Source organism: Arthrobacter sp. SPT-J7 (assembly GCF_059089965.1).
In genome coordinates, this window is the sequence record NZ_JBNHFF010000002.1 from 408,979 (window position 1) to 433,036 (window position 24,058).

21 protein-coding genes are annotated in these 24,058 nt (G+C 66.6%); 5 read left to right on the forward strand and 16 right to left on the reverse strand.

Annotated elements, in window-relative coordinates; genetic code table 11:
* Positions 1–135: 135 nt before the first annotated feature.
* The 4 genes from AC5RWX_RS04710 to glgX all read right to left on the reverse strand — a co-directional run bounded on the left by AC5RWX_RS04710 (position 136) and on the right by glgX (position 8,315).
* Entirely contained in the window at positions 136–1,785 is a 1,650-nt protein-coding gene (locus AC5RWX_RS04710; protein WP_493940066.1) for an NAD(P)H-hydrate epimerase, read from the reverse strand.
* Between the two features lie 139 nt (positions 1,786–1,924).
* Positions 1,925–3,733, reverse strand: coding sequence for a malto-oligosyltrehalose trehalohydrolase (gene treZ, locus AC5RWX_RS04715; protein ID WP_493940067.1), 1,809 nt, complete (start codon positions 3,731–3,733; stop codon positions 1,925–1,927).
* On the reverse strand, positions 3,730–6,036 hold the full coding sequence (treY, locus tag AC5RWX_RS04720) for a malto-oligosyltrehalose synthase (RefSeq protein WP_493940068.1): 2,307 nt from the start codon (positions 6,034–6,036) through the stop codon (positions 3,730–3,732). The genes treZ and treY overlap by 4 nt, the downstream gene beginning before the upstream one ends.
* Positions 6,033–8,315 carry a glycogen debranching protein GlgX gene (gene glgX, locus AC5RWX_RS04725; RefSeq protein WP_493940069.1) on the reverse strand — a complete coding sequence of 761 codons (2,283 nt, stop codon included), beginning with the start codon at positions 8,313–8,315 and terminating at the stop codon, positions 6,033–6,035. The genes treY and glgX overlap by 4 nt, the downstream gene beginning before the upstream one ends.
* A 317-nt stretch (positions 8,316–8,632) precedes the next feature.
* Between glgX and AC5RWX_RS04730 the strand changes: the two genes are divergently transcribed.
* Positions 8,633–8,998 carry an MmcQ/YjbR family DNA-binding protein gene (locus AC5RWX_RS04730; RefSeq protein ID WP_493940070.1) on the forward strand — a complete coding sequence of 122 codons (366 nt, stop codon included), beginning with the start codon at positions 8,633–8,635 and terminating at the stop codon, positions 8,996–8,998.
* A 12-nt stretch (positions 8,999–9,010) separates the two neighbouring features.
* Here AC5RWX_RS04730 and AC5RWX_RS04735 read toward each other — a convergent pair whose 3' ends face one another.
* A complete protein-coding gene (locus tag AC5RWX_RS04735; protein WP_493940071.1) occupies positions 9,011–9,400 on the reverse strand; it encodes a VOC family protein in 390 nt (129 codons plus the stop codon).
* A gap of 178 nt (positions 9,401–9,578) precedes the next feature.
* Between AC5RWX_RS04735 and AC5RWX_RS04740 the strand changes: the two genes are divergently transcribed.
* Positions 9,579–10,142 (forward strand): dihydrofolate reductase family protein, encoded by a 564-nt coding sequence (locus AC5RWX_RS04740; protein WP_493940072.1) that lies wholly within the window; start codon positions 9,579–9,581, stop codon positions 10,140–10,142.
* Between the two features lie 3 nt (positions 10,143–10,145).
* Here AC5RWX_RS04740 and AC5RWX_RS04745 read toward each other — a convergent pair whose 3' ends face one another.
* Positions 10,146–10,496: a holo-ACP synthase gene (locus tag AC5RWX_RS04745; RefSeq protein ID WP_493940073.1), complete on the reverse strand. Its 351-nt coding sequence runs from the start codon at positions 10,494–10,496 to the stop codon at positions 10,146–10,148.
* A 240-nt stretch (positions 10,497–10,736) separates the two neighbouring features.
* Complete coding sequence (gene glmS, locus AC5RWX_RS04750; RefSeq protein ID WP_493940074.1) at positions 10,737–12,638, reverse strand: glutamine--fructose-6-phosphate transaminase (isomerizing); 1,902 nt, start codon at positions 12,636–12,638, stop codon at positions 10,737–10,739.
* 176 nt (positions 12,639–12,814) lie between these two features.
* Here glmS and coaA point away from each other — a divergent pair, with 176 nt between their 5' ends.
* The 3 genes from coaA (at position 12,815) to mscL (ending at position 15,077) form a co-directional block, all read left to right on the forward strand.
* On the forward strand, positions 12,815–13,792 hold the full coding sequence (gene coaA / locus AC5RWX_RS04755) for a type I pantothenate kinase (RefSeq protein WP_493940075.1): 978 nt from the start codon (positions 12,815–12,817) through the stop codon (positions 13,790–13,792).
* 1 nt (position 13,793) lies between these two features.
* Positions 13,794–14,612 carry a M15 family metallopeptidase gene (locus AC5RWX_RS04760; RefSeq protein WP_493940076.1) on the forward strand — a complete coding sequence of 273 codons (819 nt, stop codon included), beginning with the start codon at positions 13,794–13,796 and terminating at the stop codon, positions 14,610–14,612.
* A gap of 66 nt (positions 14,613–14,678) precedes the next feature.
* Positions 14,679–15,077 (forward strand): large conductance mechanosensitive channel protein MscL, encoded by a 399-nt coding sequence (gene mscL, locus AC5RWX_RS04765; protein ID WP_493940110.1) that lies wholly within the window; start codon positions 14,679–14,681, stop codon positions 15,075–15,077.
* 72 nt (positions 15,078–15,149) lie between these two features.
* Here the strand turns inward: mscL and glmM are convergent, their stop codons facing one another.
* The 9 genes from glmM to fliQ all read right to left on the reverse strand — a co-directional run bounded on the left by glmM (position 15,150) and on the right by fliQ (position 24,058).
* Positions 15,150–16,514, reverse strand: a complete 1,365-nt coding sequence (glmM, locus tag AC5RWX_RS04770; RefSeq protein WP_493940077.1) for a phosphoglucosamine mutase — start codon at positions 16,512–16,514, stop codon at positions 15,150–15,152.
* Positions 16,515–16,744: 230 nt separating this feature from the next.
* Positions 16,745–17,239: a 30S ribosomal protein S9 gene (gene rpsI, locus AC5RWX_RS04775; RefSeq protein WP_493940078.1), complete on the reverse strand. Its 495-nt coding sequence runs from the start codon at positions 17,237–17,239 to the stop codon at positions 16,745–16,747.
* A 37-nt stretch (positions 17,240–17,276) separates the two neighbouring features.
* On the reverse strand, positions 17,277–17,720 hold the full coding sequence (gene rplM, locus AC5RWX_RS04780) for a 50S ribosomal protein L13 (protein WP_493940079.1): 444 nt from the start codon (positions 17,718–17,720) through the stop codon (positions 17,277–17,279).
* Between the two features lie 395 nt (positions 17,721–18,115).
* A complete protein-coding gene (gene csrA, locus AC5RWX_RS04785; RefSeq protein ID WP_493940080.1) occupies positions 18,116–18,376 on the reverse strand; it encodes a carbon storage regulator CsrA in 261 nt (86 codons plus the stop codon).
* 130 nt (positions 18,377–18,506) lie between these two features.
* On the reverse strand, positions 18,507–19,817 hold the full coding sequence (locus AC5RWX_RS04790; RefSeq protein WP_493940081.1) for a hypothetical protein: 1,311 nt from the start codon (positions 19,815–19,817) through the stop codon (positions 18,507–18,509).
* Positions 19,792–21,846, reverse strand: a complete 2,055-nt coding sequence (locus AC5RWX_RS04795) for a flagellar biosynthesis protein FlhA (RefSeq protein ID WP_493940082.1) — start codon at positions 21,844–21,846, stop codon at positions 19,792–19,794. The genes AC5RWX_RS04790 and AC5RWX_RS04795 overlap by 26 nt, the downstream gene beginning before the upstream one ends.
* Positions 21,843–23,024 (reverse strand): EscU/YscU/HrcU family type III secretion system export apparatus switch protein, encoded by a 1,182-nt coding sequence (locus AC5RWX_RS04800; protein ID WP_493940083.1) that lies wholly within the window; start codon positions 23,022–23,024, stop codon positions 21,843–21,845. The genes AC5RWX_RS04795 and AC5RWX_RS04800 overlap by 4 nt, the downstream gene beginning before the upstream one ends.
* Positions 23,025–23,783 (reverse strand): flagellar biosynthetic protein FliR, encoded by a 759-nt coding sequence (locus tag AC5RWX_RS04805; RefSeq protein ID WP_493940084.1) that lies wholly within the window; start codon positions 23,781–23,783, stop codon positions 23,025–23,027.
* The gene (gene fliQ / locus AC5RWX_RS04810; RefSeq protein WP_493940085.1) at positions 23,783–24,058 is read right to left on the reverse strand and encodes a flagellar biosynthesis protein FliQ; all 276 of its coding nucleotides are present in this window, start codon (positions 24,056–24,058) and stop codon (positions 23,783–23,785) included. Before fliQ ends, AC5RWX_RS04805 begins: the two co-directional genes overlap by 1 nt.

Sequence of the window (24,058 nt, forward strand, 5' to 3'; positions counted from 1 at the left end):
ATGCCCCTGCGGTGCGGTTAGCACGTGCCTATAGCGTAGTTGAAACAGGTAACGCCGGGTATCCCCGTGAGGCCGCTTTCCCTGCTCAGGGGCCCGGCGCCGGCCACTCTTCCCGCCATCCTGTCATCGCTGCGGCTACAGGTTTGGACCGGCGATGATCCTGCCCAGCACGGAGGGGAGGGCTGCGCTGATATCGGACGCAGCCAGCGGACGGCCCGGCCCGGATGACGACGGCGGTGCGGACCATCCGCTGCCTGCCTTCGCTGCGTCCGGTTCCGGCGCCCACGCTGCTTCGCCTCGTCGCGAGGCCGCTGCCCCGGCCAGTCCGTGGAGGCAGGCGGCCATGGCGGCGACCACTGCCCAGCGATCAGGCTCCGCGAATCCGGCCGCGTCCAACTGCTCGGTACGGATAGTCGCGGCAAGGGCTCCGAGAATCCCGGCGAGTGTGTCGCCGGATCCGGCGGTGGCCAGCCAGTCGGGGCCGTCGTCCTGGCTGAACATCACGCCGTCCGGTGCGGCGATCACCGTCGCTGCTCCTTTGAGCAGCACGGTGGCGCCCGTGAGACCGGCTGCCAGCGCGGCGAATTCGCCGGGCGCAGCCTCAATCTGTTCGCGGTCCGTCACCACGCCCTGGGCTTCCAGGATGCGTACCAGTTCGCCGGCATGCGGGGTCAGGATCACGTGCGGTCCCAGCTCCGCGGGGAGCACGTCGAACGCGCCGGCATCGGCCACCACCGGCAGCCCGGAAGCAATGGCGTCCCGTGCGCGCCGGTGCTGGTCCTCGTCGCCGTCGGTACCCGGACCCACCAGCCAGGCTTGGACCCGGGACTCCCCCACCGCGCCCTGTGAACAGACAGCTTCCGGCGTTTCCAAGTTGATCAGCCGGCACACCTCCGCGGGCCCCAGGTACCTGATCATTCCGACACCGGTGGCCGCCGCCGCCTTGGTCGCGAGCAAGGCCGCCCCGGGATAGGAAGCGGATCCTGCCGCGATGCCCAGCACTCCGCGGGTGTATTTGTGGTCGGTCCGCCGCGGCACCGGCCAGAGCATGGCCAGGTCCCGCGCTTCAAGCCGCCGCAGCCCCGGTTCCGGGAGCAGGTGGCCGATGCCAATGTCCACCGTCTCGATCCTGCCGGCGAGCGCGGCCGCGGGATCGAGGAACAGGCCCACTTTGGCCCCGCCGAAGGTCACCGTGAGGTCCGCGGGCAGCACTGGTCCGGCCACCTGTCCCGTTTCGGCGTTAACGCCGCTGGGCAGGTCGCACGCCACCACCAGCGGACCGCGGCCGCGGCCTTGGTCGGAATCCAGCAGCGTCTGCACCAGCTCCCGTGCCGGACCGCGCAGTCCTCCGGCGGAACCGGTGCCCACAATCCCGTCGACCAGCGCGTCAGCGGCTGCACAGGCTTCTGCCGCCGCCCGAACCGCATCAGTTAGATCCGCCGCACCAGCAGCCGGCTGGCCCAGCCGGATCACCCGGCCGCCTCCCCGCTTAAAGGCAGCCAACGCCTCCGCATGCACGCGCTCGGCGGTGAGCACCGCCGTCGTCATGACACCGCGTTTAGCCACCGTTGCCGCAGCGTACAGGGCGTCGCCGCCGTTGTTGCCGCTCCCGGCCAGCACCACCAGCCGGGCGCCATAGATCCTGCCGGTCACGCGTTTGAGTTCGCGGATGATGCCGTCGGCCAGCCCTGCCGCCGCGCGGGCCATCAGCTCCGGCCCTTGTCCGTCATCGAGCAGCGGGCGTTCGGCGGCGCGGATACGGTCCGGCGTCCAGGCCTCGATCATGCAGTCCTTTCGGCCACGCAGCCGGCGGGCGGCGAGTCGGGCGGTGGAAGGTCAGTTACTGCTGCCGCAGCAGCCAGGGCTACCAGCCGTCGGGCGACAGCTTCAGAGCACGTCCTCTGCTGCAGCCATGAAGCCGATCCTAGCCTGCGGCCCCGCTGCGGACTATGGCGGCCGAGTGCCCGGGCAGAACCAGCCCGTCAAACGCCCGCTTGCTGTCTGTCGATGCGTCTTCAACGGTGCCGGCGGCATTCCCGGCGGCACCGAACGCAGCGCCGTCGTCGGTGGCCAGCACCACCGTCCCCGTCGCTGCCGGGACGGTGCAGGGTTCGGCGGAGAAGTTGCAGCAGATGGCAAACGGTCCACGGTGCAGGATGAGCCATCCAGCCTCCGGGTCCGTTTGTACCGACACCGCCGAGAAATCCGGTTCGGTCAGCTCGGGATGCTGCTTCCGCAGGGCAATCAGCTGCTTGTACAGCTCCAGCATCCTCGCGTGGTCGCCGGTTTCCGGCTCCGTCCAGTCCAGCTTCGAGTTGCGGAAGGTACTTGGATCCTGCGGGTCGGGTACCACGCGCGGGTCCCAGCCCATCCGTTCGAACTCCTTGAGCCGGCCCGCGGAAGTCGCTTCGCCCAGCTCCGGTTCCGGGTGCGAGGTGAAGAACTGCCACGGGGTGGACGCTGCGAACTCCTCGCCCATGAACAGCATCGGGGTGAACGGCGCGGTCAGGTTCAGCACCGCGGCGAGCGCCAGTTGCCCGTAGCCGAGGCTGCCGGTGAGCCGGTCGCCGGCGGCGCGGTTGCCGATCTGGTCGTGGTTTTGGGTGCAGACCACCAGCTGCGGAGCCGCCACCCGCTCCTTGTTGATCGGCCGGCCGTGGTGGCGTTCCCGGAACGAGGAATAGCTGCCGTCGTGGAAGAAGCCGTCCCGCAGCACCTTTTCCAGCGCCCCCAGTCCGGCAAAGTCGGCGTAGTAGCCACTGGTTTCGCCGGTGAGGTTCACGTGCACGGCATGGTGGAAGTCGTCGCTCCATTGCCCGGCCAGGCCGTAGCCGTTGGACTCCCGGGACTCGATGAGCCGCGGGTTGTTCAGGTCCGACTCAGCGATCAGGAACAGGGGCTTGCCCAGCTTCGCCGCGCAGTCATCCGTCGCCGCGGCGATCTCCTCCAGGATGTGCACCGCACGCTCGTCCCGCAGCGCGTGCACAGCATCCAGCCGCAACCCGTCCACGTGGTAGTCGCGGAACCACATCAGCACATTGTCGGTGATGAACCGGCGTACCTCGTCCGAGCCGGGCCCGTCCAGGTTCACCGACTCGCCCCAGGTGTTGGCGCTGCTGCTGCTCAGGTACGGCCCGAAGCGCGGCAAGTAGTTACCGCTGGGACCCAGATGGTTGTAGACAACGTCCTGGATAACGCCAATGCCCTTGGCATGCGCGGCATCGACGAACCGCTGATAAGCGGCCGGCCCGCCGTAGCTCTCCTGGACAGCGAACCACAGCACGCCGTCGTAGCCCCAGTTGTGCGTTCCGTTGAACGCGTTGACCGGCAGCAGTTCGACGTAGTCCACGCCGAGTCCGGCAAGGTAGTCGAGCTTGTCTGCGGCTGCATCCAGCGTTCCCTCGGGGGTGAACGTGCCGATATGCAGTTCGTAGATCACCCCGCCCAACCCGGGTGAAGCCCAGTCTTGGTCCTGCCAAGGGTGCGCCCCTGCGTCGAACGTTCGGGACAACCCGTGCACGCCGTCCGGCTGGCGCCGCGACCGCGGATCCGGCAGCGCCTTGTCCTCGCCGTCCAGCAGATAGCCGTAGTCGGTTTCCCCGTCCGGTACGGCGGCGGTGTCTGCCAGCCGCCACCAGCCGCCGTCGGGTCCCTGCAGCGGCAGCCGTGTTTCGCCTGCCTGCAGTTCCACCGTTCCGGCCTGCGGCGCCCACACCGCGAAATCCCTGCTCATTGCCCTTCCTTTCCGCGCACCAGCAGCGCCACCGGCAAGTCGGCCAGCACATCGGACAGGTGGAGCGCGCCGTCGCTGGTGTGGTCCCGCCCGCTCAGCTCGTCGCGGTATTGCCCCGGCGGAATGACGACGGCGGTGTCCCGCCACCCGCCGTTCTGCTGCAGCCGTACCGGCAGTCTGGTGGCCAGCGTGATGGCGCCGCCGCGGTCGAAGCCGAACGCGTGATCGGCGGCGGGTCCCCGCACCGACAAGGCCTCGTAGCCGGTGAATAGCTCCGGCCGGTCCCGCCGCAGCTGAAGTGCCCGGGTCACCACCAGCATCTTGGCAGCCGCGGTGTCGTCCACCGGGGGCGTCCCGTCCCGGTCCAGGTTCTCGAGCGTCGTGCGCCGGGCCTGGAAGTCCACCCGACGGCGGTTGTCCGGGTCCACCAGCGAGTGGTCCCAAAACTCCGTTCCCTGGTAGACGTCCGGCACGCCGGGCATGGTCAGCTGGATGAGCTTGGCGGAGAGCGAGTTGCTCCGGCCGAATGCCTTGGTGTCCTCTACCAGTCCGACCAGCAGGCGGTTCACCTCCGGGTCGTCGAAGGCCGCATCCACCGCGGCATGCAGCTGCTTTTCGAAATCAGCATTGGGGTCGATCCAGGACGTGCTGTTGCCGGCTTCGCGGGCCGCCTTCTCCGCGTAGGCATGTGCACGTTCCCGACTGAACGGCCACGCCCCCAGCGCCGCCTGCCACAGCAGATCCGCGAACGGCAGGTCGCCGAACGGAGCCAGCCGGTCCAGCTCCGCCAGCCGGGCCGGCCATTGGTCCGCCAGTTCCGAGAGCACGGAGATGCGGGCACGGGTGTCCTCGCTGCGTTTCGTGTCGTGGGTCGAGAGCGTGGTCATCGCCAGCGGCTGGTCCTGCTGCCGGCGGACCATCCGCGTGTGCAGCTCGAACGGCTCCACCGCGAAGATGGACGGATCGGCACCTACCTCGTTCAAGGAGGTCAACCGCGTGTAGCGGTAGAACGCGGTGTCTTCCACGCCTTTGGCCATCACCATGCCGGAGGTCTGCTGGAAGCGCACCGCCAGTTCGGTCAGCACGCCCTCCGGCTGCAGCAGCGGCAACAAGGTGGTGACCGCTTCGCCCAGGTCCGGACGGCGAACCTGGGCCGCGATTCCGGCTTCCTCCAAATACTCCGCGCCGACCGGCAGGTAGCTCCGGTACACCGGGAAGCAGCTCAGCAGTTCCGCGAGCGCATCAGCAGCCACATCGAAGTCCACTTTGGCATCGGCCGGAACCAGCCGCGCCAAGCGCAGCACCTCGGAGCGCAGGATGCCGTCGGCGATTCCCCGTTTGGTGTCATGGATCATGTGTTGGTACGGCTGCACCGGCGCCGCCTCAGTCAGGCGTTCCCGCCCGTCAGGATCGACCAGCAGCCGGTCCACCTCCGCCAGCGCGTCGTAGCCGGTGGTTCCCGCGCAGGCCCAGTCGGTCGGCAGTGTCTCCCCCGGCTCCAGGATCTTCTCCACCAGCACGTAGGCGCCGCCGGTCAGCTCCTGCAGCCGCTGCAGGTAGCCCTTCGGATCGGCCAACCCGTCCGGATGGTCCACGCGCAAGCCGTCAACCAGGCCTTCGTCGAACCAGCGTTTGATCTCGGCGTGCGACTCATCGAAGACCCACGGCACCTCCACCCGCACACCGGCCAGCGAATTGACACCGAAGAACCGGCGGTAGTTAAGCTCCGCGTCGGCCCGGCGCCAGTTCACCAGCTGGTAGTGCTGGCGCTCGTGGACTTCCCGGGCGGTAGCGCCGTCGTCGGCCGTCCCCTCGGCCACCGGGAACCTGTTCTCGTAGTAGCGCAGCTCGCCGTCAATCAGCTCCAGCGCATCCAGTTCCGCTTCGCCGTCGCCCAGCACGGGAATCCGGATCTTTCCGCCGCCGGCGTCCCAGTCGATATCGAAGGCTTCGGCATAACGCGACCCGCGGCCCTCGGCCAGCAGCGACCACCACCAGCGGTTATTGGCCGGCGTCCCCACGCCCATGTGGTTCGGGACGATGTCCACCAGGACTCCCAGCCCTGCTTTCCGCGCGGCCGCCGAGAGCGCGCGGAGACCGTCGATCCCGCCTCTGGCCGGATCCACCGCGCCGAAGTCCACAACGTCGTAGCCGTGATCGGATCCCGGTTCCGCGGTGAGCAGCGGCGACAGGTAGACCCAGTCGACGCCGAGTTTGTGCAGGTACGGCACCAGCTCTGCCGCGTCATACAGCGTGAGCGATTCCCTGATCTGCAGTCTATAGGTCGATGTTGGGGCCCTCATCCTTCCTGCTTCCCCTGCTCGCCCTTGCCAGCGTGCTGCGCCTCGGGTTCCGCCGGCTGCTCCGCTTCCGGCGCCTGCTCAGCTTGCGGCTCTTGCTCGGGTTCGGCCGGCTGCTCCGCTTCGGACATCGCTGCCACCGAGGCCGCCACCGAATGGTCGGGTTCTTCCTCCGGTGCTGAGTGGGCCCGCAGCACCACGGTGGACTTCGCGGCCACCAGCGCGGTCTCTCCGGCCTTGAGCGGGCCGGGCGATTCCTCGTCGCCGGCCGTATCGATGATGACGTCCCACGCCGGCGCGTATTCCCGCGGCGGCAGCGCGAACGGCACGTCGTCGTCGTCGGCGTTGAAATACACCAGGAAATGCTCGTCGGTAATCCGCTGCCCGCGGTCGTCGCGCCCGCGGATGCCCTGCCCGTTGAGGAAGATGCCGATGCACCGGCCCAGGGCTTCGTCCCAGTGCTCCGGTTCCATCGGGGTTCCTTCCGGGGTGAGCCACACGACGTCGCTCAGCGGTTCCCCCTCGCCGCGGCGGACGGGCTTGCCGTCGAAGAACAGCCGCCGCCGGAAGGTCGGATGCTCTGCCCGCAGCCGGTTGACGGTGGCCACGAACTCGAGCAGCGGCTGGTCCACATTGTTCCAGTCCACCCAGGACAGCTCCGAGTCCTGGCAGTACACGTTGTTGTTGCCTTGCTGGGTGCGGCCCAGCTCGTCGCCGTGCGCGATCATCGGCACGCCCTGGCTCAACAGTAGTGTGGCCAGGAAGTTCCGCTGCTGGCGGGCGCGCAGGGTCAGCACGGCGGGATCGTCGGTGGGCCCTTCGACCCCGCAGTTCCAGGAGCGGTTGTGCGATTCGCCGTCGTTATTGTCTTCGCCGTTGGCCTGATTGTGCTTCTCGTTGTAGGACACCAGGTCCCGCATGGTGAAGCCGTCGTGTGCGGTGATGAAGTTGATCGAGGCGACCGGACGCCGTCCGGTGGCCTCGTACAGGTCGGACGAGCCGGTGATGCGCGAGGCAAACTCGCCCAGCGTGGAGGGTTCGCCCCGCCAGAAGTCGCGGACGGTGTCGCGGTACAGGCCATTCCACTCGGTCCACAGCGGCGGGAAGTTGCCCACCTGGTAGCCGCCGGGTCCGATGTCCCACGGCTCCGCGATCAGCTTGGTCTGGGACACGATGGGGTCTTGCTGCACCATTTCGAAGAAGGTGGACAGCCGGTCCACGTCGTAGAACTCACGGGCCAGCGTGGAGGCCAAGTCGAAGCGGAATCCGTCCACGTGCATCTCCGACGCCCAGTAGCGCAGCGAGTCCATCAGCAGCTGCAGCGAGTGGGGGTGGCGCACGTTCAGCGAGTTGCCGGTGCCGGTGTAGTCCATGTAGTACTGCGGCTGGTCCTCCACCAGCCGGTAGTACGCGCCGTTGTCCAGCCCGCGGAAGGACAACGTCGGACCCAGATGGTTGCCCTCCGCCGTGTGGTTGTACACGACGTCCAGGATCACTTCGATGCCGGCCAGGTGCAGTTCCCGGACCATCGCCTTGAATTCCTGCACCTGCTGCCCGGTGTCCCCGGAGGAGCAGTACGTATTCTGCGGCGCGAAGAAGCCGATGGTGTTGTAGCCCCAGTAGTTGGAGAGCCCCTTCTCCTGCAGCGTGCTGTCGTTGACGAACTGGTGGACCGGCATCAGCTCGATCGCCGTCACCCCCAGCTTCTGCAAATGCCCGATCACGGCCGGATGCGCTATTCCGGCATAGGTGCCGCGCTGTTCTTCCGGGATCTCCGGATGCAGCTGGGTCAGGCCCTTCACGTGGGCCTCGTAGATCACCGAACGGTGGTAGGGAGTGCGCGGCTTCCGGTCGCCGTCCCAGTCGAAATAGGGATTGATGACGACGCCGAGCATCATGTGCTCCGCCGAGTCCTCGTCGTTGCGGGAGTCCTCGTCGCCGAAGTTGTAGCCGAACAGTGGCTGCGCCCAGTCGATCTGGCCGCTGACGGCCTTCGCATAGGGGTCCAGCAGCAGCTTGTTCACGTTGCAGCGCAGCCCCTGGCCGGGATCGTAGGGCCCCTCCACCCGGAAACCGTATTTCTGGCCCGGCTGGATCTGGGGCAGATAGCAGTGCCACACGTAGCCGTCGACGTCCTTGAGCTCGATCCGTGTTTCCACGCCGTCGTCGTCGAACAGGCACAGGAACACAGCATCGGCTACTTCGCTGAACACGGCAAAGTTGGTGCCGTTGCCGTCGTAGGTTGCCCCCAGCGGGTAGGCGTCTCCCGGCCAAACTTCCATGCGCTACTCCTGATCATCGATGGCGAATCCCCTCATCCTTCTTACCCCATGGCCGGGACATTGGACATCCCGCTTTACCCGTCGAAGGGCCACAGAACGACGACGGAGCCCGGCTCCGCGCGGAATCCGCCGTGTACCGGTTCCGCTGAATTGCCTCGTCAGTTGTCGCCCTGCGAGCCGCCCAGGCCGCGGACGCCACCGGACCTACACAATGACTGGTACTACTGCCGACCGGGTCACCGCGGGCGTATCGTGGAGCTACTATCGGTTCTCGTGAAGCGGGGGCCATCATCTTCATCCGTGCCTAGGAGGATATCGTGACGCCTCCACCCGGATCAGACGGCAACCAGGACCTTGCCCTGCTGGACACCCTTGCCCGCCGGTTCTCGCATGACCCGCAGGTCGAACAGGGCACCATGTTCCGCAGTCCCGGGCTGAGGGTGGCCGGAAAGATCTTCGCCTTCCTCGGCCGCGGGAACCGCCTGATCGTGAAGGTTCCGCGGCAGCGCGCCGAAGCAGCTGTCGCGTCCGGAGCGGCTGAGCCGGTCACCATGGGGCATCGGACCATGAAGGAATGGGTGGCTTTCCCGGCGGTGGCCAACGACCCGTCGGCTACCGAGCAATTGTGGCTCAGCGTCGTCGACGAGGCCTACGCGTACGTCAAAAGCCTTGCCGCCGGCTGAGGCCGGCCCACGTCACTCGGTCGCTCGCTGTGCGGGCTGGAATAGCTCCACTAGATTCCCGGCCGGGTCGGTGAGCAGTATTTGGCGGCCGCCGGGGCCTTCCACTACATCGCTGCGGAACTGGAGTCCTGCACCGCGCAGCCGGTCGATCTCTGCGTCCAGGTCCTCGAAGATCAGGTGTATGCGGTTGCGTCCCGCAGCCGCATACTCCGCCGGCGTGGCACGGGCCCCCGAACTGGGTGGCCCGGATAACAACAGCCGCAGCGGGCCGCGCGTCACGTCCGCAAAGCCGGAAAATTGCATCTGCACGGTGAAGCCGAAATTCTTGGTGTAGAAGTCGACGGCCGCGCCAACGTCGTCCACAAGATAGCGGACGCTTGCGTACTGGTCCGGTGCCGTCACGGCTCATTCTCCTTCGATCATGGCCTGCTGCCCGTGCCAGCAGGATACACACGACGCTGTTGTCGCGGAATAGGTCCTTCAGCGTGCGCCGGCCGGTGGCCGCTGCCGTTCCCCTGACGGACAGGGTCGGGAACAATGGGACAACGCTCCCGCCCTTCCGATCAGCTCAGGAGTCATCGTGGTGAAACTGCTGTATTCGGCCATCATGTCTTTGGACGGCTACATTGCCGACCAGAACGGCAACTTTGACTGGAGCATGCCCGACGAGGAAGTCCATGCGTTCGTGAATGATCTGGAGAACCCTGTCGGAACGTATCTTCTCGGCCGCCGCATGTACGAGGTGATGGTCTTCTGGGAAACCGTGCCGACCGGCCCCGAGACCCCGCCGGTCGAACGCAACTTCGCCGAGTCGTGGCTGCGCAAGGACAAGGTGGTCTATTCCCGAACCCTGGACAAGCCCTCAAGCGCCCGTACCAGGATCGAGCGGGAGTTTGACCCGGAGGTTGTCCGCCGGATGAAAACCGAGGCAGCCGAAGACCTGAGCATCGGCGGACCGGATCTGGCCAGCCGCGCGTTCACGGCGGGCCTGGTCGATGAATGCCGGTTCTTCGTCTCGCCCATCGTGGTGGGTGGCGGGAAGCGCTTCCTGGCGGAGGAAGTGAAGGTGGACCTCGAGTTGCTGGACGAACGGCGCTTCGGCAATGGAGTGGTGTACCTGCGTTACCGGGTGGCCGGCGGCTGACCGCTACTTCTCAGCTACCACCATGGCGGTGGCCAGATCGCCGTCGTGGCTCATGGACAGGTGCCAGTACTTCACGCCCCGGGCCTTAGCGGCCGCGGCAACCGTGCCGGTGAATTCCGGATAAGGGTCTCCGCCTCCGTCGACGCAGATCGTGCAGTCCTGCCAGTTCATTCCCGAGGGAGCACCCAGCGCCTTGGCGATGGCTTCCTTGGCGGCGAAACGGGCAGCCAAGGACCGTGTGTTGAGCTCACGCTCGGCGGGGGTGAAGAGCCGCTCCAGCAAAGCCGGCGTACGCTGCAGCTGTTGGCGGAATCTGGAAACTTCCACCACATCCACGCCGATGCCGACGATCATTTCCCGGCTCCGGCCCGAACGGCCCACGGCGAGCGGGCGCACCTTGGCGGCAACGCGGGCTCCGCACTGGCTCGGAGCGTGCACCGCACCGGCGGCACGGACAGCAGCCGTACCCGCAGCCGCAGCACTGCACGCCCGGCGCGCACCGGACGCTGCGGAACGGAGCAGTCCCCGATCCTGTTGTACGGGGATCGGGGCGCTGCAAAGAGGAAGCGTGTAGCCATGCTTGCCTGTTGCCTCTTATTCGACCGTGACGCTCTTGGCCAGGTTGCGAGGCTGATCCACGTCGAAACCCTTGGCCGACGCCAGTTCGCAGGCGAAGATCTGCAGCGGAACCGTAGTAAGCAGCGGAGCCAGCAGGGTCGGCGTCTCCGGCACGAAGAAGACGAACTCCGCGAAGTCCTTGACCGCCTCGTCGCCTTCTTCAGCGATGACAATGGTCTTGGCGCCACGGGCCCGGATCTCCTGGATGTTGGAGACCACCTTGGCGTGCAGCGAGTTCCGCCCGCGCGGTGAGGGCACCACCACGAAGACCGGCTGGCCGTCCTCGATGAGCGCGATTGGTCCGTGCTTGAGCTCGCCGGCGGCGAAGCCTTCGGCGTGGATGTAGGCCAGCTCCTTCAGCTTCAGCGCGCCTTCCATGGCGACGGGGAAGCCCACATGCCGGCCCAGGAACAGCACCGACTTGGTGTCCGCCATGCGGACGGCCAGGTCCTTGATGTCCTTCGCGTTGTCCAGCACAGCCTGGATCTTGGCCGGAATCTTGCCCAGGTCGGCCAGGATGTCCCGGATCTCGCCCTGGAACTTGTTGCCCCGAAGCTGCGCCAGGTAAAGGCCCAGCAGGTAGGCCGCGGTGATCTGCGCCAGGAAGGCCTTCGTCGAGGCGACGGCGATTTCCGGGCCCGCGTGCGTGTAGAGCACTGCATCGGCCTCGCGCGGGATGGTTGAACCGTTGGTGTTGCAGATGGCCAGGACCTTGGCGCCCTGCTCCTTGGCGTAGCGGACGGCCATCAAGGTGTCCATGGTTTCGCCGGACTGCGAGATGGCCACAATCAGCGTGTTGGCGTCCACGATCGGGTCGCGGTACCGGAACTCGTGTGAAAGCTCCACCTCCACCGGAATCCGGCACCAGTGCTCGATCGCGTACTTCGCCACCTGGCCGGCGTAGGCCGAGGTGCCGCAAGCCAGCACGATGATCTTGTTCACCGTCTTGAGCAGCTGCGGGTCGATCCGCAGCTCGTCCAGGGTCAGCCGGCCATCCAGGTCGGATCGGCCGAGCAGGGTTTGCCCGACGGCCTCCGGCTGGTCGTTGATTTCCTTCTCCATGAAGGACGGGTAGCCGCCCTTCTCCGCGGCCGCGGCATCCCAGTTGACTTCGAATTCGGTTCCCTCGGCGGCATTTCCGTGGAAGTCGGTGATCTCGAAGGACTCGGGAGTGATGGTGACGATCTGGTCCTGCTCCAGCTCCACGGCGCGGCGGGTGAAGTCGATGAAGCCGGAAACGTCGGAACCCAGGAAGTTCTCGCCCTCGCCCAGTCCCACGACCAGCGGCGAGTTGCGGCGTGCAGCGACGACGACGTCGGGCTGGTCCTCGTGGATGGCCAGCAGGGTGAATGCGCCCTCCAGCCGCTGGCAGGCCAGCTGCATGGCTTTGGCCAAAGTGGCAGTGGCAGGATCCTTGGCCACCAGGGAACGGTAGATGTCGCCGAGCAGCACTGCGGCCACCTCGGTGTCCGTCTCCGAGCGCAGCGTGTAGCCCTTGGCCAACAGGGACGCGCGGAGTTCGGCGAAGTTTTCGATGATGCCGTTGTGGATCACGGCCAGCTTGTCGTCGTCGGCCAGGTGCGGGTGCGCGTTCTGGTCGGTCGGTCCGCCGTGCGTTGCCCAGCGGGTGTGGCCGATGCCGGTCAGCGACTTGGGCAGCGGGTCGGCCTCGAGCTCGTCCAGCAGGTTGCTCAGCTTGCCCGACTTCTTGCGCGCTTCGATACCGGACTCGGAAATGACCGCTACTCCCGCGGAATCGTAGCCGCGGTATTCAAGGCGGCGCAGACCCTCGAGAACAACATCCAGGGCCCCATGATCAGCAACGCTGACTCCGGCCCCGTCGTCGCGGCGGCCAACATATCCTACGATTCCACACATGGAGTTAAGGGTACCTGCCCGCAGACCGGCCGCAGACAGCACCTGCTCTTCTCCCTGTCTATCCGCGGGCCAGCGCTGAACCCAAGGCCCGCGCGCGGCGGGCCGGCGGCGTAACCCGGCGCGCCGCCGTCGCGCGCCTTTTGGGATTTGAAACCCGCAGCAGGCACAATTCATACGTGACTGATGCGACACCGAAGACGACGGCGTCAAGCGGTGAGAGTAATTTCACACCATACGTTGAGCTGGACCGGCAGACCTGGTCCCGGCTGTCCAATGAGATTGAGCAGCCGCTGGACCAGGACGATATTGAGCGGCTCCGGGGCTTGGGCGATGCCCTGAACCTGGATGAGGTCCGCGAGGTCTACCTGCCGCTGTCCCGTCTGCTCAATTTGTATGTGGGCGCGGCCGGCGAGCTGCACAAGGCCACCACCACGTTTTTGGGCGAAACCAGCCGCCGCACCCCGTTCGTGATCGGCGTGGCCGGGTCGGTCGCCGTCGGGAAGTCGACCACGGCTCGCGTGCTGCGCGAGATGTTGCGCCGCTGGCCGGACACTCCGAACGTGGAGCTGATCACCACCGACGGGTTCCTCTACCCGAATGCCGAGTTGGCACGGCGCGGCCTGATGGAACGCAAGGGATTCCCGGAGTCTTACGACCAGCGGGCGCTGCTGCGCTTCGTGTCCGAGGTCAAGTCGGGAGCCGAAGAAGTGCGGGCGCCTTGGTACTCGCACCTGACGTACGACATCGTGCCGGACAAGGAAGTGGTGGTCCACCGTCCGGATGTGCTGATTGTGGAGGGGCTGAACGTGTTGGCTCCGGCGCGCCCGCGGGCGGACGGACGGACCGGACTGGCGTTGAGCGACTTTTTCGATTTCTCCGTTTATGTGGACGCCAAGACGTCCTATATTGAGCAGTGGTACGTCAACCGCTTCCACAAACTGCGGCGGACGTCGTTCGCCGACCCGGAATCCTATTTCCACCGCTACGCCTCACTCACGGACACCGAGGCCACCGAGACCGCGCTGGGCATCTGGCGCCGGATCAACGAACCGAACCTGAGGGAGAACGTGCTGCCGACACGCGGCCGGGCACAACTGGTGCTCACCAAGGATGCGGACCACTCCATCCGCAGAATGCTGCTGCGGAAAACCTGAGATGTCTGCTCTGAGGGCTCCGGTGCTCGCCGCAGGCCTGGCCGCTGTACTGGCTCTGCTCACCGGTTGCGTTCCGGCGGATGAGTCCAAGCCCTCCCCCACGACGACGGCAGCCGCGAAACCGTCAGAGGGCGCCACCTCCCTGCCGGTGCCGGAACAGAGCCCGAAGGACGCGGGAAAGGGCACCGGAAAGGACGACGGCGCGGCTGATGCCCGGGAAGACCACACCGATCCGGCGAGCATCGGCGTCGTCGTTAACAAGGCCAGGCCGCTGGTCCCGCTGGATTACCACCCCAACGACCTGCGCCGGCCGGCGGTGAGCATCGGGACCGGCGGCGAGTCTGCCATGCTGCGCGATGCCGTGGCAGACGCCACCGAGAAAATGTTTAGCGCCGCTGCGGCCGACGGAGCGCCACTGGTCATGGTCAGCGGATTCCGTTCCTATGCCACGCAGGTGGAAACCTACAACCACTGGGTCCTCCAGCACGGCAGTCAGGCGGCCGCAGACATGATTTCGGCTCGCCCCGGCTATTCGGAGCACCAAACCGGCCTGTCCCTGGACGTCGGCGACAGCACTGGAGCCTGCAACCTGCAGCAATGCTTCGCCGACACCGCCGCCGGAATCTGGGTTGCCCGCAATGCGGTCCGGTTCGGGTTCATCATCCGCTACCTGCCCGGGGAAGAGGATGTGACGGGGTATTCGCCTGAACCCTGGCACCTGCGTTACGTGGGCAAGAAAGTGGCGGGGAAGATGGCGAAACGAGGCATCCACTCGCTTGAGGAGTATTTCGGCCTTCCCCCGGCCCCGCGCTATAAATGACGGCGGCGGAGGGGCTTGCCGCATGCATCCGCTGCCTGGCTGAGGATGGGCGATACATTGGGCGACATGCTCAACGGGTTTAAAGAATTCATCATGAAGGGCAACGTCATTGACCTCGCCGTCGCCGTGATCATCGGCTCAGCCTTCGGCGCCGTGGTCAATGCCCTGGTGAACAGCGTGCTGATGCCGTTCATCGCCGGCCTGGTCGGCTCGCCCAACTTCGACAGCTTCCTGCTCTGGAACTTTAACGGCAATGAGGTCGCTTTCGGTGTCCTGCTCACGGCCATCGTGAACTTCCTGCTGATTGCCGCCGCAGTCTACTTTGTGGTTGTCACTCCGATGAACCACCTGATCGAGCGGCGCAACCGCCGACTGGGCATCAACAAAGACGAAGAGGCCGTGGACCCGCACCTCGCGCTGCTGACCGAGATCCGCGACGAGCTGCAGGCACGCAACCGGCTGTAGCCACCAAGTTCGGCACATCAACATCCCCCGGCGCTGACCGCAGTCGGCGCCGGGATGAGCCCGACGTTGGGACTAGTCGACGTCAGCCGGCTCCAGGGACAGGTGCTGCTTGACCGTCTGCGCCAGCTCCTCGGCGGTGGCCTGCGCGGTTGCCATGTCGGCGGCCTCCACCATCACGCGGACCACCGGCTCCGTGCCGGACGGGCGCAGCAGCACCCGGCCGGTCTCGCCCAGTCGCGCAGAGGCGGCCTCGACGGCCTGTTGGAGCGGCTGGTTGGTGCTGACGGCTGTCTTGTCCACGTCCTTGACGTTGATCAGGACTTGGGGCAGCCGGACCATCAGCTGGGACAACTCGGACAGCGGCTTGCCGGTCTTGGCCACCTGCGCGGCCAGCTGCAGCCCGGTCAGCACGCCGTCGCCGGTGGTGGCATAGTCCGAGAAGATGACGTGGCCGGACTGTTCGCCGCCCAGCGAGTAGCCGTTGGCGCGCATGTTTTCCAGCACGTAACGGTCGCCCACCGCGGTTTCCTCGATCCGGATGCCGGCTTCCCGCAGCGCCAGCTTCATGCCGAGGTTGCTCATCACGGTGGCTACCAGGACGTCGTCTTTGAGCCGTCCGGCTTCGCGCAGGGCAAGCGCTAGGATGGTCATGATCTGGTCGCCGTCCACCACCGCGCCGCGCTCGTCCACGGCCAGGCAGCGGTCGGCATCGCCGTCGTGGGCAATACCCAGGTCTGCGGCATGCTCGACGACGGCGGCCTGCAGCTTCTCCAGGTGGGTGGAGCCCACGCCGTCGTTGATGTTCAACCCGTCCGGTTCGGCACCCATCACCACGATGTCGGCACCGGCGGCGCGGAAGACTTCCGGCGAGCAGCCACTGGCGGCACCGTGCGCGCAATCGAGGACGACCTTCAGGCCTTCGAGGCGGACGGGCAGGGTCTGCAGCAGGTGGAGGATGTAGCGGTCTTCGGCGTCGGAGAAGCGCTGGATCCGTCCGACGTCTGCTCCCGTTGGCCGCAGGCGCGGCCGGGACATTTCCTCTTCGATCGCGTTCTCGACCTCGTCGGGCAGCTTGTGGCCGCCGCGGGCGAAGAACTTGATGCCGTTGTCCGGAGCCGGGTTGTGCGAGGCGGAGATCATCACACCGAAGTCGGCGTTCAGGTCCCCCACCAGGTACGCGGCGGCTGGTGTGGGCAGCACACCGGCGTCATACACGTCGACGCCGGAGCTGGCCAGGCCCGCCTCGACGGCAGAGCTGATGAACTCGCCACTGGCGCGCGGGTCGCGGGCGATCACCGCCGTCGGGCGCCTGCCGTTGTCAACTTGCCGGTGGCCCAAAACCACTGCGGCGGCCTGCGCCACTTCCAGGGCGAGCTCGGCTGTGATCAACCCGTTTGCCAGGCCGCGGACTCCGTCGGTACCAAATAATCTAGACATTGCGGACCATTTTACGGCAGGGTTCCGCCGTGACGTTTCACAGCGTGTCGCCGGTCATAAAACCGACCGTCAGATGAAGCTGCCACCGGCCCGGCTGGTGCACCGTGGCCGCAGGAGTGCCCGCTGGAGTGTCCGGTGACGGCGCGGCGGCCAGGCCGCTTAAACGGCCGCGAGGCCCCGCAGCAGATGCTGAGGGGCCTCGCGGTGGAAGCACAGACTTCCGAAGCGGTTTAGCGCTTCGAGTACTGGGGTGCCTTACGGGCCTTCTTGAGGCCGGCCTTCTTGCGCTCGATGATGCGGGCGTCGCGGGTGAGGAAACCGGCCTTCTTCAGCGTCGGCCGGTTGTTCTCGCGGTCGATCTCGTTCAGCGCGCGGGCAACACCCAGGCGCAGCGCACCGGCCTGGCCGGAGGGGCCGCCGCCGTGGATGCGGGCGATAACGTCGTAAGCGCCTTCCAGATCCAGGATCTTGAACGGATCGTTCACTTCCTGCTGGTGCAGCTTGTTCGGGAAGTAGTTCGCCAGTTCACGATCGTTGATGGACCAGTTGCCGGAACCCGGAACCAGGCGCACGCGGGCGATGGCCTGCTTGCGGCGACCAACGGCAGCTCCGCCGACGGTCAGGGCCGGGCGTTCCTTCTTGGCGGTCTCGGTGGCCTCGGATGACTCCGAGGTGTAGCTGGTGAGGGTTTCGCCCTCAGCAGCGTTGTTCAGCTCTTCAGCCACGATTCTCCTTGAATTAAGTTTCTAGTGGTGGCCGGCGCTACTGGGCGACCTGGGTGATTTCGAACGTCTTCGGCTGCTGGGCAGCGTGCGGGTGCTCGGCACCCGTGTAGACCTTCAGCTTAGACAGCTGCTGGGCAGCCAGGGAGTTCTTCGGCAGCATGCCCCTGATGGCCTTCTCAACTGCGCGAACCGGGTTCTTTTCCAGCAGTTCGGCGTAGCTGACGGAGGACAGGCCACCCGGGAAACCGGAGTGGCGGTAGGCACGCTTCTTTTCGAGCTTGGCGCCGGTCAGGGCAACCTTCTCTGCGTTGATGATGATGACGAAATCGCCCATGTCCATGTGAGGAGCAAAGGTCGGCTTGTGCTTTCCGCGCAGCAGTGTTGCGGTCTGGCTGGCAAGACGACCCAGGACAACGTCGGTGGCGTCAATGACGTGCCACTGGCGGTTGATATCGCCGGGCTTCGGAGTGTACGTACGCACGGTTTTTGCCTTCGTTTGGTGTTCTTAGGTAGCGGCGCATTCTTCGCAGAACGCACGCGCAAAGTTGGTGATGCGCTACCGGAACTTCAGGTGAGGACTGAAATCTGACCAGTGGCCCAGAGAGTCTCGGCTATTTCCGTGGATCAGGTTGGCCCTGCAACTGGGCCGTCTCACGGACATAGCGTATCGAGGTTGGACACGCACAACGACGATTAAGAATATCCTGCCGCCCCGGGTTAGGTCAAAAAGACCACGACGACAGCGGTGTTCCGCCCAGTACGACCCGCAGAACTGGGCGTCGGTTGTCGGAGCACACTGCCGTTTCCGGCGAGGGCCGGCGACGGTGAAGGCGCTTCAGCACAGGGGAAACGGCCCGTAGCCGGTCGATGGAGAGGTCAGTTTCCGCTGGCTTCGGTGTTGCCGGGAGCATGCAGCCCCAGCAGGGCCTTGATGCGCTCTTCGGCCTCCGGCCCGCTCTGCGCGGCAGCCACATTGGCTTCGCTGACGGCCTGGACCACTTCATCGCGCTGGATTTTTACCCCGCGCGGGGCCTCGATGCCGAGGCGGACGCCGTCGCGGCGGGCGTCCAGCACGGTGATGACAATGTCGTCACCGATCAGGATCCGCTCTCCGGGTTTTCGCGTCAGCACCAGCACGCGTCAACTCTATCGCAGGTAAAACGCGGTTCGGCCGGGCCACGACGTACTGGTACTCGCCTGTCATGAATCCAAGCAGGCCCACACCCTGCCAGCCGTTGCGCGCCACCTGCCCGCTGCCTCGCGGACGTCAGAGCCAGGCGGCCTCTGACGGCGCCCCGTCGATCCAGCCGACCGGAACGCCCAAGGTGTTGACCGTCTTCGGAGTGCTGGTGTGCCGGCTTCCGGTGACGGCCAGACCGTCGGGAACAACAACACGCTGCACCGCCTGCACCCAGCGATCGGTGTCCTCGGACTTACGCCCGGCGTCCACGGCAAGCCAGACTTGGTCAGCTCCCAGTGCCGGCAGGATCGCGAGCATCTCCAGGGACGGCGTGAGCGTGTGGCCCAAGCCAAACGCCACGAAGACGCTCTGCCCCCTTTCCACACCGCGGGCGCGCGCTCCGATGGCGCTGTTGCGGTCCTGCACCGGGCGCCTGACCTCGGCAGCATAGGCTCCGGCCATCCTGACGATGTTCCCGCCGCTGGAGATCCAGTCGGCAGCCTCCGACGGCGCGCCGTTGACGGCTGGCGCGGCGGCGGCCATGGACGTGGCTGCCTCGACGGCATCGCCACCTTGGCCAATCACCAGCACCAGGTCCCCCGGCCCGTAGAGCGGCGCAGGAATGCCCGGCACTGCCGACAATCCCGGACCAGAAGCTTGTCCCGTCTCGTCCGGCTCCACCGTGACTGCGCCCTCCAACGGCTTTGCCTCCGGGGCGGGAAGGGCCACCGACGCGGCGGGCGGCCCGGCTGGCACAGCTGCAGGGCGAACCGAAGCAGCCGACGTATCAGCCGGCTCCGCCAGAGTCCCCGCAGCAACGGCACCCGGCTCCTGGCCTTGCCCGGCCGCCGCGGACTGTGGCGGGTCTTCGGCGGCTGGTTTCGAGTCGGTTCTCCGCCGGCCGAACCCGGGCCTTGCCGCAGGCGTCCCGGTGCCCGCAGCCGCGCCCGGCTCCGGCCGGGTTGGCGTCTGCACGGCAGGCCCGGCCCCCGGCTCCTCCAGCTTGGCGCCCTGGGGCAGCCGGGTGGGCCGGGCCGTGTTAAACGTCAGGTTATCCATGATGACCGCGAACTGGTCCGTGTGGGTGGATACGTGCAGTTCGGGGGCCTTGCCGTGCACTTGGGCGCCGTGCATCTGGGATTCGGCGAACTCCGCGTCCGCCAGCAGTGCGGCGATGCCGGCGCGGGCCTTCTGGTCCAGCGCATGCTGGCCGCGCACCGAAGGGGCAGGCAGTTCCACGGTGACTTCGTAGTGCTCACGGGCGAAGAATCCGCGGATGCCGCCGACGGTGACTTTCTCCGCGGCGACGATTTTCGCGTCCGGTCCGTGCTCGGCCAGGACCTGGGCTTTTAGTTCCTGCAGTGAAGCGCCTTTAAGCTGCAGCCGTCTGGCCGACACGCACTACCCCCACGGTCTCGATCTTCACGTTGGCGGAGGTGACCTCCTGGTAGGACAGTACCGGAAGTCCCCCGGCCTGCGCCGAGACCAGCCGGCGGATGGCCGGACGGAGCGCGGGCGCGCAGACGAGAACTGCGGTGAGGCCGTTGGCTTCCACCTTCTCCAAGGCATCCCGCAACGAGGCCAGCACGGCTTCGGTCCGGTCGGCGGACAACAGGATCTGCGTGCCCAGTTCGGACGGCCGCATGCCCTCCAGCATGGACTGCTCCAGCGTGGGTTCGATCATGATGACCCGCAGCAACTGCCCGTCCAGGTACTGCGCGGTCAAGGCCGGCCCCAGGGCCTGCCGGGCTGCTTCGATCAGCCCTTCCGGATCGGTGGAGGACTTGGCCTTGAGCGCCAGCGCTTCGTAGATGCGCGGCAGGTCGTTGATCGGGATCTGCTCCGCCAGCAAGCCCTGCAGCACCCGTTGCACCTCGGCCAGGGACAGCAGCGACGGCGTGAGTTCGTCGACGGCAGACGGGTTCACCGACTTCACGCCCTCGGTCAGCACGCGCACGTCCTCGCGGGTGAGCAGCCGGGCCGCGTTGGCCGAGATCAGCGAGGACAGGTGGGTCACCAGGACCGAAACCCGGTCGATCACCGTGGCTCCGGTCATTTCCGCACTGTGCCGCATCTCCGCCGGAACCCACTTGCCGGCCAGCCCGAACACCGGCTCCACCGTGGCGATGCCGGGCAGCGAGTCCAGGTTGTCGCCCAGCGCCAGTACCTTGCCGGCCGGGGCCTCGCCGCGACCGGTCTCCACGCCGGCAATCCGGATCGCGTAGGTGGAGAGGGGCAGATCGATGCTGTCGCGGGTGCGCACCGGCGGCACCACAATGCCCAGTTCCATCGCGATCTTCCGGCGCAAGGCCCGCACCCGGGCCAGCAGGTCGTCCGACGCACCGGAAACCAGGTCCACCAGGTCAGGTGCCAACTGGATCTCCAGCGCATGCACCCGCATCTGCTCGATCAAGTCCTCGGTGGTCTCCGAAGCGGGAGCCGACGGGCCCGCTTCGGCGGCAGCGGCGTCGTCGTTCTTCGCTTTGGCCGCCTCCGATGCCTTGAGCCGTTGGGCCATGAAAATCAGGAACGCGCCCACCAGGATGAACGGGATCTTGGGCATGCCGGGAATCAGCGCCAGCAGAATGGCCGCGCCGCCGGCGATCATCAGCGCCTGGCGGGACTGGGTCAGCTGGTCGGAGGCGTCCGAACCCATTTCCGAGTCCGCGTTGGACCGCGTCACGACCATGCCGGTGGACACGGCCATCAGCAGTGCCGGGATCTGTGTGACCAGGCCGTCGCCGATGGTCAGCAGCGTATAGGTGCTGACCGCGTCGCCGATCTCCATGCCCCGCTGCAGCATGCCGATGGCGATGCCGCCGACGATGTTGATGATGATGATGATGATGCCGGCGATCGCGTCGCCCTTGACGAACTTGGACGCACCGTCCATCGCACCGTAGAAGTCAGCTTCGGCGGACACCTCGGCACGCCGTTCGCGGGCCTGCACATCGGTGATCAGGCCGGCGTTCAGGTCGGCGTCGATCGCCATCTGCTTGCCGGGCATCGCATCCAGCGTGAAGCGCGCGCCCACTTCGGCCACGCGCTCGGCGCCCTTGGTGACCACCACAAACTGGATGACCACCAGGATCAGGAAGACCACCGCGCCGATAATGATCGAACCGCCCACGGCCACATTCCCGAAGGCTTCGATCACCTGTCCGGCGTACCCGTCGCCCAGCACCAGACGGGTGGAAGCCACGTTCAGGCCCAGCCGGAACAGCGTGGCCACCAGCAGCAGCGAGGGGAACACGGAGAAGTCCAGCGGCTTCTTCACGAACATGGTGGTCAGCAGGATCACCAGCGCCAGCAAAATGTTCACGATGATCAGAACATCCAGCAGCCCGGCCGGGATCGGCACCACCAGCAGCAGGATGATGCCCACCACGCCCATGGGGACAGCGAGCTTGGAGAGGTTGCGGTTCATCGGTCACCTCCAGGCGACGGTAAGGACAAGGCACGTCGGCCCTGCGGGGTTGAAGCATGGGCGGCAGCATCGGCATCTGTCATCGCCGGCTCCGCCATAGTGTGGACGCCTGCGCCTGTACTGGCCGAGGCGCCGCGGGCTTTGAGGCTCATCACGAAGGCCAGCACGCGGGCCACGGCGTTGTAGAGCTCCAGCGGGATTTCCTGCCCGATCTCGCACGCCGCGTGCAGCGCACGCGCCAGCGGCACGTCCCGCACCACCGGCACCCGCGTGGTCTCCGCTTCCTCGCGGATGCGGGCCGCAATCAGGCCGGCACCCTTGGCCACCACGCGCGGCGCGGATTTGCCCGGTTCGTATTTCAGCGCCACCGCGTAGTGCGTCGGGTTAACCAGCACGACGTCGGAGCCTCCGACCGCGGCGATCATCCTGTTCCGGCTCATCGCCAACTGCCGCGAACGCCGCTGCGACTTGATCAGCGGATCGCCTTCGCTGTTCTTGTTCTCGTCCCGGACTTCCTTCTTGGTCATCCGGGTCTTCTTCCGGTTCCGCCGGATCACCACCATCACGTCCAGCGCGGCCAGGACCAGGCCGGCGATGATCGCCGTCTGCAGCAGTCCGGCGGTGCCGGCACCGGCGGCGTCGAGCAGCGAGGAGACCGAGAGCCCGCCGGCGGTCATCAGCACCGGAACCAGTCCCTGCACCACAAAGTACAAGGCAAGCCCCACCACCACGGTCTTCAGCAGCGCCTTGACGCCCTGCCAGAGCGCCTGCATCCCGAACACCTTCTTGATCCCGTTGACCAGGTTGAACTGCTGGGTCTCCGGCTTGAACTTCTTCCAGTGGACGCCGCCCTGCAGCGCCGCGCCGGCGATGATCACGGCCACCACGGCCAGAAACATCGGCGTGAGCGTGTACATGATGGTGCCCAACCCGTCCTCCAGCGCCTTGACCACCAAACCAGGGTCGGGCGAGGCGATCACCCGTGTGACGGTGAAGAGCTGGTCGGTGCCGGCCTGCGAGGCCCGGTCGATGGTCATCGGCAGCATCACGGCTGCGGCGCCGATGCCCAGCCAGGCGGTCAGGTCCTGGGACTTGGAGAGCTGGCCCTTTTGGCGGACCTCCTTCATCCGCTTGGGCGTGGCTTGCTCTGTCCGTTCTCCGGAGCTTTCCTGCGACACCTAGCCCACCCCCGTCAGCGCCGTCACGGCCTGGCCGGCCAGGGACGAGACAATCCGCGGCAGCGCCACGAACACCACCCCGCCCAACATCAGGGTCAGGAAGATCTTCAGCGGAAAGCCCAGCGCAAACGCGTTCAGCGCCGGGGCCACGCGCGTGAGCAGGCCCAGACCGGCGTCGGCCAGGAACAGCACCACCAGCAGCGGCCCGGCAATCTGCACCGCGGCCAGGAACATCTGGGTCACGCCGGTGATCATCAGCTGCACCGGCTCGGCCAGGTCCACTCCCCCGGCCAGCGGCAGCGCGGTGAAGCTGCGAGCCAACCCGCCGATGATCAGCTGGTAGCCGTCGGAAGCGAACAGCAGCGCCAGCGCGGCCATCTGGAACAGCCGGGTGAACTGCGCGCCGTTGACCATCGACTGTGGATCGAACGCCTGCGCCATCGAGAAGCCGCCGAACAGGTCGATCAGCGTACCGGCGGACTGCACCGCGGAGAACACGATGAGCACCAGGAAGCCCAGCAGCGCACCCACCAGAATCTCCAGCACCAGTGCGCCGAAAAACCCGGCGGTGCTCAGCGGCTCGTACCCGTTGACCACCCGCGGCGACACCGCCAGGGCCAGCCCGACGCCGAGCATGGCCTTGATCCGGGCCGGGATGGCTCCGTAGGAAAACGGCGGGGCAATGAGCAGGAAAGCCACCATGCGGACTCCTGCCAGCATGGTGGCCTCGATCCACGCCTGGTCGAGCGGGATGTTCATTATCCGCCGCCGAGCAGGCCGGGGATTTTCTCGAACATTTCCTGGGTGAAGGACACCATCTCGGAGATCATCCAGTGACCGCACACCAGCAACGCCACCGCTACGGCCACGGCCTTCGGCACGAAGGAGAGCGTGATCTCCTGGATCTGGGTCATGGACTGCACCAAGGAGACGGCGAAGCCCACCACCAGCGCGGTGACCAGCACCGGGGCGGAGAGTTTGGCGGCGACCAGCAGGCCCTGCAGGCCGATGTCGAGGACGGCGTTTGTATCCAC